Source organism: Acidimicrobiia bacterium, assembly GCA_016650365.1.
Classification (GTDB): Bacteria; Actinomycetota; Acidimicrobiia; order Spongiisociales; family JAENVV01; genus JAENVV01.
In genome coordinates this window covers 1-17,975 of the sequence record JAENVV010000108.1, presented here as the reverse complement: position 1 = coordinate 17,975, position 17,975 = coordinate 1, and the positions used below count along the sequence as shown (strand labels likewise).

Below are 17,975 nucleotides of genomic sequence, written 5' to 3'. Positions count from 1 at the left end.
CTTGACGGTTCATGGGATTGGCAAGATAAGCGACCTGTTCGCAGGACGAGGCCTGACCGATGTAGTCAAAACCGAGGGCGATACCGACGGACTCAACCGGACGATAGAAGCGCTCAAGACGGTTGAGTCAGGAATCATTTTCACGAATCTTGTCGACCTGGACATGGTCTACGGTCACCGGGAGAACCCGGACGGCTACTACAACGGCCTGAAGGTCATCGACAGCTACCTGCCCCAGCTCACGCAGGCCATGAGGCCAGACGACATCCTTGTGATGTCCGCAGACCACGGCAACGACCCGACCGACGGGTCCACCGACCACACCCGCGAATTTGTCCCGCTGCTGGTCGCAGGACTGAATGCCGCCGGTGTGAACCTCGGTGATCGTCAGCAATACTCCGACGTCGCCGCCACCCTCGCCGAATGGCTTGGACTGCCGGCCCCGGCGCTTGGCGAATCGTTCCTGGACGATATCCGATGACTGCCGTCGAGCTCATCGAGAAGAAACGTGATGGCGAGGCCCTGACGGCCAACGAGATTCGCTGGCTCATCGATTCATACACGGTCGGCACCGTGACCGACTATCAGATGGCAGCGATGACGATGGCGGTATTCCTGAACGGACTCAATGCCGAGGAATTGGCGGTCTGGACGGACGCCATGATGCACTCTGGCGATGTCCTCAACTTCGACCAGATCAAGAAGCCGAAGGTCGACAAACATTCAACCGGAGGCGTAGGCGACAAGGTCTCCATCCCGCTCGTACCGATGGTGGCCGCCTGCGGTGTGGCGATCCCGATGATTTCGGGACGGGGCCTCGGTCACACCGGCGGCACGCTCGACAAATTGGAGTCGATCCCGGGATTCACGGCCAGCCTGGATCGGGAACGGTTCACGTCAATTCTTGAACAGCACGGACTCGTGATGGCGGGCCAATCTGAATCGCTCGTCCCGGCGGATCGGAAACTCTACGCGTTACGAGACGCCACTGGCACGGTTCCCTCGATCCCACTCATTTCGTCGTCAATCATGTCCAAGAAACTGGCTGAAGATCTCGATGGACTGGTCCTCGACGTCAAAGTCGGGAGCGGAGCGTTCATGAAGGACGAAGCCTCGGCTCGGACGCTCGCCAAAACGATGGTCGGAATCGGATCAGCGCACGGAACCACCACCGTGGCCTATCTCACGAGGATGGACGAACCGCTCGGACACGAGGTGGGAAACGCTTCCGAGATCATCGAATCGATTGCGGTCTTGCGTGGCGATGGGCCGGAAGATCTCACGGAAGTCACCATGGTCCTTGCAGCAGAAATGCTCATGTTGGGCGGCATCGAAGACTCCGCGGATGCGGCCAACCGTCGACTGGAGCAGGTCATCGCATCTGGAGAAGCCCTGGAACTTTTCGGCGAGGTGATCGAAGCACAGGGTGGCAATCGCCACGTCATAGACGACCAGTCTCTCCTCCCGAAGGCCAGCCACCGGTTTGAGGTCAAAGCCCCCATTTCGGGTTTTGTGAGGGCAGTTGACGCGCTGGCCATCGGCCGGGCAGCGATGAGCCTTGGCGCAGGCCGGGAGACGAAAGAAGATTCCATAGATCCGGGAGTAGGCATCACGCTGAACGCCAAAACCGGGGATTCAGTCGAACAGGGCGCTCCTCTGGCGACGCTGGCTTTCAATGATCACGACCGCGCTGAAGCTGCGCTCCCCTTCCTTCGAGAAGCGTGGGAGATCGGTGAAGCGCCAACTCGCCAGGAGATAATAATCGATCGGATCGACGGGTAACTCCCATTCGGCCGGGCATCGATCAGCCGTCGCGGCCCGAGAAACGACCGTTCCAGAATCGCCGTAATGGACCTACCCAGGATTCCACAACGGTGTGAACAGCCGTTAACATCATCATCAGTACACGTTTACAAGGAGCTCGTATGAAGATCGCAGTTTGCGTCAAGCAGATCCCCGACCCGGCCTCCCCGTATCAATTGGACCCGACCACCTACAACCTGGTGCGACCGACCGAACAGGTCCTCGACGACACCGACCGGTACGGCGTAGAGGTTGGGCTCCAAATCGCGGGCGAAACAGAAGGTACGGTCACGCTCGTATCGATGAGCCCGTCGGGAAACCTCAACGGCATCCGCCAAGCCCTGGCCATGGGAGCCGACGGTGCGATCCTCATCGACGATGAGACACTCAAGGGCTCCGACTCACTGACCACTGCCAAGATTCTGGCCGCGGCCATGGCACCGGAGTCCTTCGACATCGTCATTGCCGGGACGGAGTCAACCGACGGTTACTCGGGCGTCGTGCCCCAGCAAATTGCCGAACTTCTTGGTGTCCCAGCTCTCACGTATGCAAAGAAGATCGATGTGGAAGGCTCGACGGTCCGGATCAACCGTCAAACGGCGACCGGATACGACACGATTGAAGCCCCGACTCCGGTCCTGGTTTCCGTAACGGCGGGCGTCGTCGAACCGCGCTACCCGACCTTCAAAGGAATCATGGACGCCAAGAAGAAGCCGGTCGAGACCAAGACCGCCGCCGACCTCGGCATCACGGTGACTGTCAACCAGCGAATCGCTCTCGTGGTACCTGCACCATCCCGTTCGGGCGGCCAGGTCGTGATCGATGAAGGTACCGGTCACGAGAAGATCATTGCGATGCTCGAACAAGCGAAGGTGATTTAGTCATGGCCTGGATTTTCATCGAAGAAGTGTCCGGCGCCCCGGCCGTGGTCGGGCTCGAGATTCTGTCCAAAACGCGAACGGAGGGGGCGACCACCGTTCTCTATTTCGGGAAGGGTTCCGATGCCGCATTCGCCACCCTTGGCGAATTTGGAGCAACCGATGTCTTTCATCTTGTCCCGTCCGAGGGGTCGACCGGGACTGCGGCTGCGGCCGTCGCCATCGCAGACCTCGTCGGCCAGCACAATCCCGATGCGATTCTGTTCGGCCAGACGTATACAGATCGAGATGTGGCCGGCCGACTATCAACCCGTCTTGATCGGACAATGATCTCGAACGGCATTGATGTGTCGCTCGATGGATCGGTCGGAGTAACGACCGAGATCTTCGGCGGTAGCCAACTCGTGACCACGATGTTCGAAGGTCCCGGTCCACACCTGGTGCTCATCCGGCCGAAGTCATTCCCGGCCGAATCAGCGGGCGGAGGAGCTCCAACCGTGACCGCCGTACCACTGCCCGACGCCGGGCATGCGGGTTCTGCCCGCGTTACCGGATCATTTGTCGAAAAGACCGAAGGACCCAAGCTCGAGGAGGCGGCAGTCATCGTGGCAGGCGGTCGCGGGCTGGGAAGTGTCGAGGGCTTTGAGCTGGTCGAGAGACTGGCTGCCCCACTAAAGGCCGCCACCGGAGCCACCAGAGCCATTGTGGATGCCGGCTGGGTGCCCTATTCCAAGCAGGTTGGACAGACCGGTAAGACCGTCAAACCTGATGTGTACATCGCCTGCGGCCTGTCGGGCGCCATGCAACATCTCGTCGGCATGAAGGACTCGAAGATGATTATCGCCATCAACAAGGACGAGGAAGCTCCCATCTTTGCCGTGGCGGATCTGGGAATCGTCGGCGACGTCCACCAGGTGCTCCCAAAACTGATCGAGGCTTTGGAAAACCGCTAAACGAGAAGGCAGTGACGAATATGAAAGCGGCGGGCTGTGGGGCCCGCCGTTTTCATATGATCGGACAATCAGGTGGCGGTCATGCACCGGACTCAGGGTTCAACGTGAATCCATACGGCAACAACTCGGCGTTGGAATGCGAACGACTCTCGCCAGTGGCAGTCGTCACAATGATTCGAGTGATTCCAAACTCGTTGATGAGCTGACGGCAGTTTCCGCACGGATAGGCACCGTCGAGAGAATCGGAATCAAGACACGCGACCGCAATCGTGCTCATCGAGCGCGCCCCCTGCGAGACCGCCGTAACGATTGCGGTTGCCTCGGCACAGATAGAGCTTCCGTAGGCGGCGTTCTCGACATTACAGCCGGTGACAATCTCCCCGGCTGCGGTGAGGAGAGCTGCCCCAACCCGGAACTTCGAATACGGCACATAGGCGTTCTCTGCTGCTCTCCGGGCTGCTGCAACAAGAACGGCCTCGTTTTCGACGTGCATCAGGCGTCAGCCAACAGGGCATCCACAAACGCCTCAGGGTCGAACCGGACCAGATCGGCAACACCCTCACCGACTCCGATGAATTTCACAGGGATCCCCAATTCTTTCTCGACGGCGATGGCGATGCCACCCTTGGCTGTGCCATCCATCTTGGTAAGAACGATACCCGTGACCCCGACAGCATCGGTGAACTGCTTGGTTTGAGCCAGGCCGTTTTGACCGGTGGTGGCGTCAAGGACGAGAAGGACCTCATCGATCGTCCCCGACTCTTTTTCGAGGACACGAACGATCTTGGTCAGTTCAGCCATGAGGTTGGTCTTCGAGTGAAGTCGTCCAGCGGTATCCACAATCACAGCCCCCTTACCGCGGGTCTTGGCCGCCTGATAGGCATCATGGGCGACCGATGCGGGATCGGATCCGGAGGCAGCCGTAATGATCTCAACGCCGACCCTGTTGGCCCACGTACGAAGCTGCGTGTCAGCAGCCGCTCTGAACGTGTCGGCCGCCCCGAGGATCGCTTCAGTGCCTTCTTCGCGGAGTCGGGCAGCCAATTTGGCGATGGTCGTCGTCTTGCCAACGCCATTCACTCCAACCACCACGATCACCGATGGCTTGTTGACTTGTCTAATCGAACGGTCTTGACCTTGCAAGGTTGCCAGCAACTCGGCCCGGAGCACGGCCCGGACGTCGTCAGGGGTGTCAGGTTTCCTTCGCCTGACCTTGTCAACGATGCTCGTCGCCGTGGCGACCCCGAGATCCGCGGCGATCAGCGCCTCTTCAAGCCCTTCATACATGTCTCCGGTCGTGGATCCAAGTGCTTCACGCAGCTTGCCACCAAGGGTCGTACGGGTCCTGGCGAGTCGATCGGCCAAGGAGGCAGGGGCGGCCGCTTTCTGCGTCGGCGCCTTCTCGTCAATCGATCCGATGTGGGTGCGGCGTCGTCGCAACGTGTAGAAAAGTCCACCGCCGATGACAAGAACGGCCGCAACCACCAGAATGATGATCAGGGTTGTGTCCACAACCATACGTTAGGCGTCTTCAAAGGCCAGTTGACCGCTCATCTTCTTGGCGATGACCTTTGAGGATCCGCCCGGTTCCATGGTGACCCCATACAGGACGTCGGCACACTCCATCGTCTGTTGCTGATGGGTGACGATCATGAGCTGGGCAGACGCACGGAAGTTCTCAACCAGGTCGAGAAACCGGTGAAGATTGGCATCGTCGAGGGCAGCTTCGACCTCGTCCATGATGTAGAACGGACTGGGCCGGGCTTTGAACACTGCAAACAGAAAAGCCAGAGCGGCCAACGACCGCTCGCCGCCAGACAGCAACTGAAGACGACTGACCTTTTTGCCGAGAGGTTGAGCCTTGATATCGACGCCGGTCAGAAGCGGGTTTTCGGGATCGGTCAGGATCAATTGGCCCCGACCGCCAGGGAACAGAATTGAGAAGTGCTCTTCGTAAAACCGGGCGACCTGATGGAACGCCTCGGTAAAGAGCTCCACGATTTGCTCATCAACCGCCCGAATGACCGTTCTCAGCTCATTCCGGGCGTGCTCAAGGTCGTCGAGTTGGACTTGCATGAACTCGTACCGCTCATTCAGTTCTCGATATTCGGCAGCCGCAAGTGGATTGATTGGACCCATCCGACGCAGCTCATTCTCAAGCTCGTTGAGTCGTTCACGCATGTCGACATGTTCTGCCAGCTCTGGGCGAGGGGCGGCGAGAGCTTGCTCCTCGTTGGCATCGGCGTCCCTGCGCAGGCCTTCGGCAGTCGCTTCCAAACGGACGCGCAATTCAGCGAGCTCAATCCCCAGCTTCGAGAGACGCTCCTTGTTCGTACCGATCGTCCGCTGAAGTTCGTCACGGCGGTTACGTGTGTCACTCAGCTTGCGGCCCGCTTCACCAGCTTCTTCTCGTAACTTCACCTGCCGGACCCGCAGCGTGGCAATGTGCTGACGAACGATGTCAAGAGCCTGGCGGGCCTGGGCGTCAATCTGCTCCAAATGTTTGATCTCTGTCGGGTCAACCGGGTTGGCTTCCAACTCGGTTGACTCGTTTGAGACCTCATCGAGCCGACGCTGCAACATGGCTCGCCGCTCAATGATGGCGCCATGGGTGGAAGCCGATTCTTGGGCGGCGATCTTCGCCTCATCTCGCCGGTGGGCCACCTCCCGGCGACGCTCCGCCAGTGCCTCCCACGCTTTTTGACGTTCCGCCTCCTCGCCCTCCAGGGCGGCCAGGCGCTGCTCCAACCTGGCGATCTGCTCTTCACGCTCGGAAGCCGACTCGGCAATGGCCGTGCGGCGGCCCTCAAGACGAGCAATCTCCTCGACGAGACCAACCCGCGACCTCGTCAACCGGCCGAGCGCTTCGGTCGTACCCGACAGGCGGGCCTCGATGCGTTCAAGGCCGGACCGGGTTTGCACCTCGTTGGCTTTGGTTTGTTCGTATTCCCGCGTGGCCGTTAGGTACCTGCTCCTGGCTCTGGCAGCCTCCTGCTCGGCCCGTTCGAGCCCCACCAGGGCAACCTCCAACATCGCCGGCGTCGCCCCATCGGGATTGGCGATGCGGATCCCGTAGGACGTGATGAGATCACCTTCCGGGGTCACCACCCGAACCAGTGGGTGGCGTTGAACGATCTCCCAGCCCGAAGACCATCCCTCCGCCAGGACCACATCACCGAGCAGAGTACCGGCGAGGTCCCGGTCGGCATTCGGACCGAGGGCATCGATCAACGTCTGCAATCCCCAGGTCTCGGCGACTTCGCCGGCGATCGACAGTCCGCCCTGGGCATGGGTAACCATCGGTACCCCGCCAAAACCCTCAGATTTCAAATCTCCAACGATCGCGCCGAGGTCCAACGGAGAGGTCACGGTCAACGCGTCTGCCCACAGCCCGAGGGCGGCATCTACCGCAGCCGCCAAGTCGGCGGGGATGTCGAGCGCCTGAGCGATCGGACCCGTCACCTGTTCAGCGGTTTCGGCCCGCTGTCTGGCAGCGGGGTCGGCCAGACCGGCGACCGCTCCTTCAAGGGCATCGACGCGGGCGGCGGCGGACGCCAACGTGAGTTCGGCAGTCTTGACATCAGCCTCGGTGGCCGCAAAACGGTCGGCCTCTCCCGTAAGAGCCCGGCGAGCCACCTCATGTTCTGCTTGGGCCAGGCCCTGCTCAACGTCCAGTGCGAGTATGTCTTCGTTGGCCCGGTCAATCTCGGCCGTTTCCCGGTCGACCTGGGCCACAAGTCCATCGAGTCGTTTGGTTATCTGGTCGCGTTCGCGTCGGTCGCGGTCGTTGGCAGCTTGCCCTGACCGCAGATCCCCGCGCACAATGGCGATGGCACCCTCAGCCGGCATGGCTTCCTGTTCAGCCAGGGAACGCTCTTCGTCCTCAAAAGCGGCCAGAATCCGCGCCGAGCGTTCCGCGGCCTCGGCTGCCGTGGCCTGATCCTCAATCGATAGGGCGAGGTTGATCTTCAACTCCTCGGCTTCGGCTTGAAGGTCGCCTCGTCGCTCACCGGCTCCCTCAAGCCGTGCTGACAAGCTGCGACCGCGCTCGGCGGCGAGAGTCGATGTCGAACGTAGGCGCTCCGCCGTGGTCTCCAACCGAGCGGCAGCAGCCGTATCCCGGTCCAGGGCTCGGCCGGCTTGTCCGGCCGCATCCGCCAGGGGCTCGAGCGAACTTTCGATCTGGTCGAGCTCTCTCTGGGTCAACGCCAGCGAGTTGGTCCTGGTCGACTCTTCTGCTTCGGCCTCGGCGACGCGGTGACTGATCTTGCGCAGGGTTTCGCCACCGAGGAAGAGGCGGAGGCCCTGGATTTCAGATCGAACACCGTCAAATCGATCGGCGTCCTCCGCCTGTCGCTTCAACGGTCGAATCTGGCGCTTGAGTTCCTTGAGGATGTCATTGAGCCGAAAGACGTCTGCGTCGGTCCGTTCCAGGCGTCGAATCGAACGATCCTTGCGCTGCCGGTGTTTGAGAATGCCGGCGGCTTCCTCGATGATCGCCCGGTGATCGTCAGCCTTGGCATTGAGGACTGCGTCAAGTTGCCCCTGTCCGACAATCACGTGCTGATGCCGGCCAACACCAGAATCCGCCAACATTTCCTGGACGTCGAGGAGTCGACAAGTAACCCCGTTGATCTCGTAATCGGACGAGCCGTCGCGATACAACCGCCGGGTCACGGTTACTTCAGCCAGATCCAACGGGAGCTGACGGGATTCGTTATCGAAGGTGAGAGATACTTCGGCCCTGCCAAGTGACGGTCGCATTGCCGTACCGGCAAAGATGACGTCCTCCATCTTTTCGGTTCGCAGGTTTTTGGTCGACTGCGTACCCATGACCCAGGCAACGGCGTCGACCACGTTCGACTTTCCAGAGCCGTTCGGTCCGACAATCACCGTCACACCGGGCTCGAATTCAATGCGCGTTCGATCGGCGAACGACTTGAACCCCGTTATTTTCAGAGACTTGAGGTACACGTAATTACATCCCTGTGATTAGTCGCAATGAGGATATCACGCGCGTTACGGTCTTCGCTCCGTAGTCAGGTTTGGCAGGCAGGGCACCAGAAACTCGACCGGCCGCCAAGTACGGTGCGGCTGATTGGCGTTCCGCATATGCGGCAGTCGTCCCCTTCCCTGCCATACACCTGCAGGCGCCTCGTGTATTCGCCGGCGCGACCATCCGGAAGCAAATAGGCGAGATCATCAAGGCTGGTTCCTCCGTACTTGAGTCCGGCTTTGAGTACCGGTCCGATCGAGGATCGGATCGCCTTCACTTCGTCAAATGTCAGGCCGCCGGCCAACCGGTCGCCTCTGACCTTGGCTCTTGCCAGCACCTCGTCAGCGTAAATATTCCCAAGACCGGCCAGGAAGCGCTGATCGAGAAGCAGCGTTTTGACAGCTATCTTGCGGCCCGCCATCCGATCGAACAGGACGGGTGCACCAGGTAGAGCATCGAGGGCATCGGGACCGAGGTCACCAATCGAGGAGTGATCCAGTTCATCCGGGGTGTGGGCGGCGACAAACCCAAACGTGCGAGGGTCGACCAGGCGAATTTCCTCGTTGCGGTCGGTGGAGAACACGACGTTGGTGTGTTTGTCCTCAGGGTCGCCGACCGCCTTGATCTGGAATTTGCCCGACATTCCCAAGTGCATTATGAGTGTGATGTCTCCCTCGACCTCACCGACCATGAACTTGCCGATTCTCCCCAGGTGATTGAGCCGTCTTCCGACCAATCGATCGACGACGTCTTCTGGCCGCTCGTTTCGCCGCGTCATGCGCGGGCGTCGAATGTCAACCTTGACGAATTGGCGACCCTCCATGAGGGGCGCCAACGTTCGTCTGGTGGTTTCGACTTCAGGTAACTCCGGCATGGACAGTCGGCTACAACGTGTCGAGGGCTTCGGCGGCGGCCGCTTGCTCGGCTTCTTTCTTCGATTTGCCTTCGCCCGACCCGGCCGGCTTGCCGTCCACCTCAAGTTGCGCCTCAAACGTCTTGGCGTGATCAGGTCCCGACTCGGTGACCCGGTATCGAGGCCGCAGGCCCCGGGAGGCCAGTTCTTCTTGGAGACGAGTCTTGTAATCGCGCTTGCCGGGCTCGACAGCCCTGGCAGCCACCAGCGGGGTCCAGAGCCTCAGGACCACGTGCCGGGCCATGTCAATGCCGCCATCGATGTAGACCGCTGCAATGACCGCCTCCATCGCATCGGCGAGGATGGACGCCTTCTTTCGTCCGCCCGAGGCTTCTTCCCCGCGCCCCAAGGCCAGGTTCTCTCCGATATGCAACGAGCGAGCCAGATTCGCCAGTTCATCGCGGTTGACGCAGGCCGCCCGCACTTTGGCCATCGTCCCCTCGCGGAGTTGGGGATAGTTGGTGTACAGGTGATCGGTTACCACCAACTGAAGGACGGCATCGCCAAGGAACTCAAGTCGTTCGTTGTCGTCCCCGACCGGACCCTCAGCCGCGAATGAACGATGAAGCAAGGCGTGTTCGAGCAATGACACATTGGTGAAGGTATAAGAGAGTTCCTCTTGAAGTTCCGTCAGCATCAGGATTCGGAGCCAAGCTGATTGGCGATCTCGCTGACCAGACCGCGACGGGCCCCATCGGCTGCCATCACCAGAGCGTTGGCGATACCCATCGCCGTCGCTGATCCGTGCCCGATAACGACAACGCCTTTCGACCCGACCAGATGAGCGCCATGGTCTGCGGACATCGCTTCGGCGAGACGTTTCAGGTGTGGAAGCAGCTCAGACCTTGCTGCCTCGGATAAAGAGTTTGCAATGTCAGAAAACATGCCGAGCGTTATTCGCATCATTCCTTCGGCGGTCTTCAGGGTCACATTGCCCGTGAAGCCATCCGTTACAAAAACGTCGGCAATGTCATTCGCGAGATCTCGTCCTTCGACATTGCCGACGAAGTTGACCGCCGGATCCCATTCCAGAAGGTCGTAGGCAGCCCGCTCGAGGTCGCGCCCTTTGCCCCGCTCCTCACCGATGGTCAGCAATCCAACTCGCGGGTTCTCGCAGCCGAGGTACACCCTGGCCACCTGACTTCCCATGACGGCGAACTGGTTGAGATGCTCCGGCTTGCAGTCCGGGTTGGCCCCACTGTCGAGAACCACGGTCGGCTTGTACGGGGTTGGAAAAATAGTAGCGATGGCCGGACGAAGCACCCCTGGCAACCGACCAATGATGATCGCTGCTGCCGCCAGCGAAGCTCCCGTTGATCCGGCCGATACCAATGCGTCGGCCTCCCCGTCACGGACGAGTTGAGCAGCACGGACGATCGACGAGCCAGGACGCTCGCGGATGGCCCGCACCGGATTATCGGCCATCCCGATCTTCTGGCTGGCATGGACGATGGGAAGATCGGCACCGAACACTTCCAACTGTGCATGAAGCTGCGACTCGTCACCGACCAGGACCACGTCGACACCCCGCTCGGCTGCCAGGACAGCGCCAGCGACCGTCTCGACGGGCGCATGGTCGCCGCCCATCGCATCAAGCGCTACACGGGCCAGGGCGCTCTCCTAATTGTCGGCGGGGACTGTGACCTCGCGGCCACGATAGGTACCGCACGCCGCGCATGCTCGATGCGGACGCTTGGGTTCGTGGCACTGAGGGCACTTCGAAGGAGTCGGATGCTCCATCTTCCACTGCGACTTGCGTCGGCGAGTGCGCGAACGCGACATTTTTTTCTTGGGGACCGCCACGGCGAACTCCTTACAGGTCTTCGGGGTCTAAAAGCTGAGCCAATATAGCGAAAGGCGACGAACTGACGTCATCGTGACCTTCGCACGGTTCCCTATTCAAGTCGGTTCCGCACGTAGAACAAAGTCCGGCGCAGTCCGGTCGGCATACCGGCGACAGTGGCAGGCTCAAAACGACCTCGTCGCGGATGGGCGGTTCGATGTCGATTACGCCGTGTTCATGGACTTGCATGACATCTTCGGATTGGGGATCTTCGGCATAAAGCTGGCTGAATGTCGCCTTGCCGGGATAGTCGAATTCGATCAGACACCGAATGCAGGTTGCCCTTGCCACGTACTCCATGCGCCCTGATGCCATGATGTCGCGAACTCCGGCGTCATAGCGAACCGAACCGGTGACGGGCGCCTCGAGTTTGGCTGCGTCCATGACAGCCGTGACCTCCAGAGAGATCTGATCCTCGCGATGCGCACCTGGTGTGCCAATAAGATCGGAAACAAGCACCTTCATGATGCGGGCCAGACTACTCCTGTGAGGGTCAATCCAGAATCGGGACCTCACCGGCCGGCGGGCGTGCCTGGTGGAATTCGGCGCGTGTGTCGCGGACCTGGCGCATCAGATTCCCGAACAGATGTTCAAGCTGGACGAGTCGGTCTTCGCCATAGTCCTCGGCCTGGAGTCGAATCCGTCGGCCTTCGCCTTCGGCATTGCGCACCAGGATGTTGGCTTCCTCGACTGCCTCGGCCACTATGTTCGACTGGGACACCATGAGATCGGCCTGGTGACGGGCGTTTTCCATGATGGCATGGGCCTTGTGATTGGTCTGAGCCAGGATGTCATTCGACTTCTCAGTCGTGCGCGCCACAAAGGCGGCTTGTTCCCTGATCATCCATCGAGCGGCCCGCAACTCATCGGGTAGCAGCGACAAGATACGTTGGAGATTGGTAATGAAGGCTGCCTTGTTCACCAGCACATTCTGCGAAAGAGGCATCGTCTTGGCCTCAAGCAATTGTGCGACGAGTTCTTCAAGCATCGACTCGACGGCGCCGACCTCGGAGCTGTCGAGTGGGTCGGTCAGGTCGATGCCAATGCCTGGCATCGGTATGACCTTCGAAAACACGTCCTCGGGGTCGGCGGCGAGAACGTCCTCGAAACTTCCGACCGTCTCATCGCCGATGATGTCGACGAAATCGGCCAAGGGGTCGTCGGGCGTCCGCGTTGCCGATCCTCCCCGTTCGTTGGAATCTCCATAACGATTGTCAGACATAATGATCTACTCCTCTAAAGCGACGGCTACCGACGGAGGCACCAGGCCTTCGATCGAGCCTCCAAGTGCGAATATTTCTTTGACCAATGATGATGAAATATGAGCTACTTCCGGGCTGGCCGGAAGGAATACGGTGTTGATGCCTGACAGATGGCGGTTCATGTGCGCCATCTGGATTTCCGCCTCGAAGTCGGCCACTCCTCGAACGCCCTTGACGATGACCTGCGCCTCGACAGAGGCAGCCAACTCGACAACCAGGCCCGAGAACGTCTCCACCCGGACATTGGTCCGATCCGCCAGAAGGTCGTTCAAAAGGCCCATCCGCCGATCGGCCGCCAGGCGGGTCGTCTTTGCCGGGTTGACAACTATCCCGACCACTACCTCGTCGAACATCGACGCCGCCCGTCGGATCAGGTCGAGATGGCCGTTGGTTGGCGGGTCAAAACTCCCCGCACACAATGCCACCGTCATGTCGACTCCTTCTGGAAACGCCAAAGTTGTGCACTACCGTATCGCCGCTCGTCGACCAACACGAGGCTTTCCGTTTCAGGAAGCGCAGATCCGACCTTCCGATGGAGAACTGCCAACCCCCCTGGCCGCAACCGACCGGCCACCGCAGCCATGGTCCGGCCCACTTCTGCATCGCTGTCAGCGTACGGTGGGTCAACAAAAACGAGATCAAATAAGTCGGAACGTTGCGCGAAGAATCGGGCGACGTCGACCGGGACCACTTCGCCACCGAGACCGACCGCCTCACAGTTCTTGCGCAAGAACGTAACCGCCGTCCGATTCCGCTCGACAAACACCGCCCGTCTGGCGCCCCGGCTGAGAGCCTCAAGACCCATTGACCCGGTTCCGGCGTACAAATCAAGCACTTCGGCACCGACGACCACCGACCCGAGCGAAGAGAAGAGCGCTTCTTTGACCCGGTCTTGCATCGGTCGGGTCGAGTCCCCTGGCGGGGCGTTGAGGCGCCGACCCTTGGACCGTCCAGCGATGACTCTCATGAGACGAACAACCATTCTTTGCGGTCGCCGAGAAGGGCTTCGACTTCCTCGCCAATTTCATCCGTGAGGACTAGCTGATCGGCCACCATCGCAAAGGCTTCCCGCCTGGCAGCCACGAGAATATCGAGGTCCCTCAGAAGGTCGGCAATTCTCAGATCGCCTGAACCCGCCTGGCGGGCCTCGAACACGGTCCCCTGACCACGAATCCGGAGATCCTCCTCGGCGAGACGAAACCCGTCTGTTGTCTCGATCATGGCGGCGATTCTGGCGATCCCTTCGTCGGTCGTGGGATCAGCGAGCAATATGCAGCGCGAGACGTGTTCTCCCCGGCCGACCCGTCCCCGGAGTTGGTGGAGCTGACTCAGCCCAAACCGCTCGGCGTCCTCGATCACCATCAGTGTGGCATTCGGAATATCGATGCCCACCTCGATGACCGTAGTCGCCACCAGAACGTCGATGTCCCCCGCCCTCATCGAGTCCATGACGGCTTCCTTCTCACGCGGTTTCATTTGACCATGAAGCAGCGCAACGTTGAGATCGTCGAATACGCCGGCGAGTCGGGCGTGTTCAACGGTTGCCGAGGACGCTTCGATCTTGTCCGAGTCTTCGACAAGTGGGCAGACCACAAACACCTGGCGACCGGCGACGACCTCAGCGCGGATCAACGCATAGACCTCCTCCATCGACTCCTTGGAGAGCTCCGTCGTAATCACCGGGGTTCTCCCCGGTGGCATTTCGTCAAGCAATGAAACATCGAGGTCCCCGTACAGGGTCATCGACAGGGTTCGCGGGATCGGAGTTGCCGTCATGATGAGCAGATCAGGGTCCTGGTTGTTGGCTTTGTCCTTCAAGCTAACCCGCTGGTGGACGCCGAACCGGTGCTGTTCGTCTATCACTGCTGCCCCGAGGTGGCCGAAATCGACGCCTTCCTGGATGAGAGCGTGAGTACCGATCACAATATCTGCTTCGCCCGTGGCGACCGCTTCCAAAACATCGGCGCGGGTGGCATCGACTCGATTTGACAACTCGGCCGTCGATCCGGTGAGCAAGGCAACCACGATGGGTCGTTCCGGCTGTGGCGACCCGGTTGGCGAATCTGGTTGATCGAACAAACTCACCTGGTCCACAAATGGGACCGACGCCATCCCGGCTCCTTCAAGCAGGTCCGACACGCCAAGATAATGCTGGGCGGCCAACACCTCGGTCGGAGCCATGATGGCGCCCTGGTACCCGCCCTCCACCGCCAGGAGCAGCGTCGCCACAGCCACCACGGTTTTTCCGGAGCCGACCTCGCCCTGAAGAAGGCGGTGCATGGGATGTTCCGAAACCATGTCATCGATAATCTCCGCCAGAACCCGATCCTGGGCCCCGGTCGGGGAAAATGGCAGCCCAGTCAAAAACCGATCGACGAGATCACGGCTCGGCACATGCGAGATGCCGACGGCCGTATGGGCCCGCTGATTCTTCGTGAGAGCCAACGCGACTTCAAGCCTGAAGAACTCGTCGAAAACCAACCGCTTCCGAGCAGCCGGAACCTCACCCAACGTGTCAGGAAAGTGGATCGATCCGAGTGCCGATTGGCGGTCCATGAGATCGAGACGATCCAGCAAGGACTCGGGCAGAGGATCTGACAGCGGCATCGACCTCTGTAGGGCGTTGTGCATCGCCCGACGCATGTACCCCGGCCCCACCTCACCGACCGATGGATGAATCGGAACCACCCGGCCAGTCGTCAGCGACTCGCTAGCCGTCCCGAGAACATCGACGGCTGGAGCCTTCATCTGGAGGCGCCCCCGGTATCGCTCGATCTTGCCTGACAACGCAATCTCGGCCCCCTCGGTCAACTGCTTGGCCCGGAACGCCTGATTGAACCATGTCACATTGAGGATGCCCTCGCCATCGGTGCATATCGCATCGATGATCGTCAGGTTTTTCCGAACCCTTCGGACGGACACCTTTTGCACCGTCACGATCACGGTGACCTCTTCGCCAGAGGCGACGCCGAGAAGATCCACCTGGGTCGAGCGATCCACGTACCGCCGGGGCACGTGAAGAAGCAGGTCGCCAACCGATCGAATCCCGGCCTTGGCAAGGGCCGCGCCACGCTTGCCAGACAGGCCCGAAACTTTCGTTACGGGTACCGTGCAAAGATAGGCAAGGCTACGTTCGGTCATCAGCGCATTGTGCCAGTTGAGTGGGACAACCTTGGTAATCCTCGACCTATCTCGCATTTTTCTCGCACGAGCGCCGCTGCTACGATTCCCCGCCGATTGAGGAGATCCCAAAAATGGCAAATCGTTGCGAAATCTGCAGCAAAGAGCCCACGTTCGGCAAGAAAGTGACTTTCTCACACAAGCGCTCCAGCCGAACCTGGACACCAAACATCCAAAAAGTGCGCGTCAAGCACGGGTCGAATACCCGTCAGGCCCGCGTCTGCACCTCGTGCCTCAAGGCCGGGAAGGTCGAGAAGGCCTAGATGCAAGGAATCGTCAAGCTGTATGACCCGATTACGGGAGCTGGCATTGTCGTCAGTGACAGCGATCGACGAGAAGTCTTGCTCCGAGCAGGCACCCTCGGCGGGTCGGTTTTCCGCTCACTTCGTCAGGGTCAGCGAATCGTTTTTGACGTCATCGACGATGGCGGCCAATCGTTCGCGTCCAACATCCGGCTCGGGGTAGACGGATCATAGATCCACACGATTCATAGATCCGCACGATGCGCGTAGACTGCGCACTCGGAAGGAGAACACCATGGTTGAGGCGTACCTGTTAGTTCAAAGCGAAGTCGGCCAGGCTGCTCATGTGGCGACCGAAGTCCGCAAGATCCCCGGCGTCCAGGCTGCTGACGATGTGACCGGACCATACGACGTAATCATCAAGGTCAGCGCCGACGACGTCGACCAACTCGGCAAACTGGTTGTTGCCCGGGTTCAGGCGGTCGAAGGCATCACCCGCACGCTCACTTGCGCCGTCGTCAACCTGTAAGCGGTTGCTAACCGAGTTTGGAAGCGATCGACCCGGCACTTCGTAACGCCGTCCCGTCAGCACCCGCGGTGGTGTACCTCGTCGGCGGGAGCTTTGTCACTTCATCAAGCATGTCCCCGAGTAGCTGGGCACGCCCGATCGGTGGATCAATCCAGAGATAACCCGCCAGACTTCCCGGGATCGTATTCACCTCATTCACATAGATGACACCGTCGTGGGCAAGGAAATCGATCCTGGCCACCGAGCGCAGCCTTGCAAGGTCAACGATTTGTTTGGCCATCTGCCGGATGCGGGCCGCGTCTTCTTCGGGAAGGTTGGCTGGAAGCTCACGTTTGGCAGCATCCATGCCACCATCGCCTTCCAGATATTTTTGGGCATAGTCATAGATCTGATCGGAATCGCGTAGCGGAGCTTCGATGGCCGATGTCTCCACCTGAGGATACGTTCGAACGGCGACATTGAGATCCTGTGACCCGGAAAGAAACGGTTCCAGCACTGCGCCCTTGACCATGTGCGGGGAGGTCTTGAGGAGCGCCAAAGCGGTGTCGTAGTCCTCAACAACGCTGATACCGATCGAGGAGCCTCCATAGCGAGGTTTGACGATATAGGGCCCCTCGAAGTCAGGGGCTCGACCGCCGACGAGCAGGCGCGGCAGGCTGGGAAGGCCGGCGGCGACCACCAATCCGCCAAAGGCAAGCTTGTCCATTCCGAGCGCCGAGGCAGCCGAATCAGGACCGGTGTACCTGAGGCCGGCAAGGTCAAACAACCCCTGCAGCGTACCGTCCTCCCCCGGACCACCGTGACAAGCGTTCAGGACCACCGACACGTCAAGTTGTTTCTTCTTGTTGAAGAAACCGCCACCCGGTTCTGGCTCGAAGCGGAGCGGTTTGGCCTTGGCCGGAACCCCTTGTGAGAAATGCGCCGCCTCGGAAGCCGCATCGACCGAAAACCATTGGCCGGTCTTTGTCCAGTAAATGACATCGACGTCGCGCCCGGATGTGGCTAGAACCCGGGCCGCCTGAAGTCCGGTAAGGATGGAGATGTCATGCTCGGGCGAGGGCCCTCCAAAGACGACTGCAGGTCGCGGACTCATTGGATGCTCCTAAGGGTGATGATCAGGCAGGTCGTTTTCATACAGAACGGCGTCTCCCGGTCCAAGGTTCTGACGAACCCAGGCCACTGCCGCCTCTCGTGATGGAACAACGATAACCGGAAGCGAAACGTTCGCGGCTCCATCGAGCAACGCCCGGCGGTTGGTCCTGGCCACGACAAGGAGCTGGTCAGCCACGGACCCCGCCTTCTCGGCAAAGTGGCGGTTCTCGATGGCCTGTTGATCCCCCAATTCGACCATGCCAGGTGTCACGACCACCCGGCGG

At 60.2% G+C, this 17,975-nt stretch carries 21 protein-coding genes; 7 read left to right on the top strand and 14 right to left on the bottom strand.

Annotated features, from left to right (window positions below):
- The 4 genes from JJE47_06550 to JJE47_06535 all read left to right on the top strand — a co-directional run.
- Window positions 1-481 (top strand): phosphopentomutase (locus tag JJE47_06550; GenBank protein ID MBK5267082.1); only part of this gene is annotated, 481 nt, incomplete at its 5' end.
- Window positions 478-1,782: a thymidine phosphorylase gene (locus tag JJE47_06545; GenBank protein ID MBK5267081.1), complete on the top strand. Its 1,305-nt coding sequence runs from the start codon at window positions 478-480 to the stop codon at window positions 1,780-1,782. The genes JJE47_06550 and JJE47_06545, both read left to right, overlap by 4 nt.
- Before the next feature lie 143 nt (window positions 1,783-1,925).
- Window positions 1,926-2,684 (top strand): electron transfer flavoprotein subunit beta/FixA family protein, encoded by a 759-nt coding sequence (locus tag JJE47_06540; protein MBK5267080.1) that lies wholly within the window; start codon window positions 1,926-1,928, stop codon window positions 2,682-2,684.
- Window positions 2,685-2,686: 2 nt separating this feature from the next.
- On the top strand, window positions 2,687-3,634 hold the full coding sequence (locus tag JJE47_06535) for an electron transfer flavoprotein subunit alpha/FixB family protein (protein ID MBK5267079.1): 948 nt from the start codon (window positions 2,687-2,689) through the stop codon (window positions 3,632-3,634).
- Between the two features lie 79 nt (window positions 3,635-3,713).
- Here JJE47_06535 and JJE47_06530 read toward each other — a convergent pair whose 3' ends face one another.
- The 12 genes from JJE47_06530 to recG form a co-directional block, all read right to left on the bottom strand.
- Entirely contained in the window at window positions 3,714-4,127 is a 414-nt protein-coding gene (locus JJE47_06530; GenBank protein MBK5267078.1) for a cytidine deaminase, read from the bottom strand.
- On the bottom strand, window positions 4,127-5,152 hold the full coding sequence (gene ftsY / locus JJE47_06525; GenBank protein MBK5267077.1) for a signal recognition particle-docking protein FtsY: 1,026 nt from the start codon (window positions 5,150-5,152) through the stop codon (window positions 4,127-4,129). The genes JJE47_06530 and ftsY overlap by 1 nt, the downstream gene beginning before the upstream one ends.
- 3 nt (window positions 5,153-5,155) lie before the next feature.
- A complete protein-coding gene (smc, locus tag JJE47_06520; GenBank protein ID MBK5267076.1) occupies window positions 5,156-8,608 on the bottom strand; it encodes a chromosome segregation protein SMC in 3,453 nt (1,150 codons plus the stop codon).
- 65 nt (window positions 8,609-8,673) lie between these two features.
- Window positions 8,674-9,504, bottom strand: coding sequence for a bifunctional DNA-formamidopyrimidine glycosylase/DNA-(apurinic or apyrimidinic site) lyase (mutM, locus tag JJE47_06515; protein ID MBK5267075.1), 831 nt, complete (start codon window positions 9,502-9,504; stop codon window positions 8,674-8,676).
- Window positions 9,505-9,514: 10 nt separating this feature from the next.
- Window positions 9,515-10,180, bottom strand: coding sequence for a ribonuclease III (gene rnc, locus JJE47_06510; protein MBK5267074.1), 666 nt, complete (start codon window positions 10,178-10,180; stop codon window positions 9,515-9,517).
- Window positions 10,180-11,154: a phosphate acyltransferase PlsX gene (plsX, locus tag JJE47_06505; GenBank protein MBK5267073.1), complete on the bottom strand. Its 975-nt coding sequence runs from the start codon at window positions 11,152-11,154 to the stop codon at window positions 10,180-10,182. The genes rnc and plsX overlap by 1 nt, the downstream gene beginning before the upstream one ends.
- Before the next feature lie 9 nt (window positions 11,155-11,163).
- Window positions 11,164-11,346, bottom strand: a complete 183-nt coding sequence (gene rpmF / locus JJE47_06500) for a 50S ribosomal protein L32 (GenBank protein ID MBK5267072.1) — start codon at window positions 11,344-11,346, stop codon at window positions 11,164-11,166.
- A gap of 10 nt (window positions 11,347-11,356) precedes the next feature.
- Window positions 11,357-11,701 carry a DUF177 domain-containing protein gene (locus tag JJE47_06495; GenBank protein MBK5267071.1) on the bottom strand — a complete coding sequence of 115 codons (345 nt, stop codon included), beginning with the start codon at window positions 11,699-11,701 and terminating at the stop codon, window positions 11,357-11,359.
- A gap of 178 nt (window positions 11,702-11,879) precedes the next feature.
- Complete coding sequence (locus tag JJE47_06490; GenBank protein MBK5267070.1) at window positions 11,880-12,608, bottom strand: hypothetical protein; 729 nt, start codon at window positions 12,606-12,608, stop codon at window positions 11,880-11,882.
- 6 nt (window positions 12,609-12,614) lie between these two features.
- Entirely contained in the window at window positions 12,615-13,079 is a 465-nt protein-coding gene (gene coaD, locus JJE47_06485; protein MBK5267069.1) for a pantetheine-phosphate adenylyltransferase, read from the bottom strand.
- Window positions 13,076-13,615, bottom strand: a complete 540-nt coding sequence (rsmD, locus tag JJE47_06480) for a 16S rRNA (guanine(966)-N(2))-methyltransferase RsmD (GenBank protein MBK5267068.1) — start codon at window positions 13,613-13,615, stop codon at window positions 13,076-13,078. Before rsmD ends, coaD begins: the two co-directional genes overlap by 4 nt.
- Window positions 13,612-15,789 carry an ATP-dependent DNA helicase RecG gene (gene recG / locus JJE47_06475; protein ID MBK5267067.1) on the bottom strand — a complete coding sequence of 726 codons (2,178 nt, stop codon included), beginning with the start codon at window positions 15,787-15,789 and terminating at the stop codon, window positions 13,612-13,614. The genes rsmD and recG overlap by 4 nt, the downstream gene beginning before the upstream one ends.
- A gap of 113 nt (window positions 15,790-15,902) precedes the next feature.
- Between recG and JJE47_06470 the strand changes: the two genes are divergently transcribed.
- The 3 genes from JJE47_06470 (at window position 15,903) to JJE47_06460 (ending at window position 16,599) form a co-directional block, all read left to right on the top strand.
- Complete coding sequence (locus JJE47_06470; protein MBK5267066.1) at window positions 15,903-16,091, top strand: 50S ribosomal protein L28; 189 nt, start codon at window positions 15,903-15,905, stop codon at window positions 16,089-16,091.
- A complete protein-coding gene (locus JJE47_06465; protein MBK5267065.1) occupies window positions 16,092-16,304 on the top strand; it encodes a cold-shock protein in 213 nt (70 codons plus the stop codon).
- A 61-nt stretch (window positions 16,305-16,365) separates the two neighbouring features.
- Complete coding sequence (locus tag JJE47_06460) at window positions 16,366-16,599, top strand: Lrp/AsnC ligand binding domain-containing protein (GenBank protein ID MBK5267064.1); 234 nt, start codon at window positions 16,366-16,368, stop codon at window positions 16,597-16,599.
- A gap of 7 nt (window positions 16,600-16,606) precedes the next feature.
- Here JJE47_06460 and JJE47_06455 read toward each other — a convergent pair whose 3' ends face one another.
- Both JJE47_06455 and JJE47_06450 read right to left on the bottom strand, forming a co-directional pair.
- Window positions 16,607-17,692, bottom strand: a complete 1,086-nt coding sequence (locus tag JJE47_06455) for a hypothetical protein (protein MBK5267063.1) — start codon at window positions 17,690-17,692, stop codon at window positions 16,607-16,609.
- A 9-nt stretch (window positions 17,693-17,701) separates the two neighbouring features.
- Window positions 17,702-17,975 (bottom strand): UDP-N-acetylmuramoyl-tripeptide--D-alanyl-D-alanine ligase (locus tag JJE47_06450; GenBank protein ID MBK5267062.1); only part of this gene is annotated, 274 nt, incomplete at its 5' end.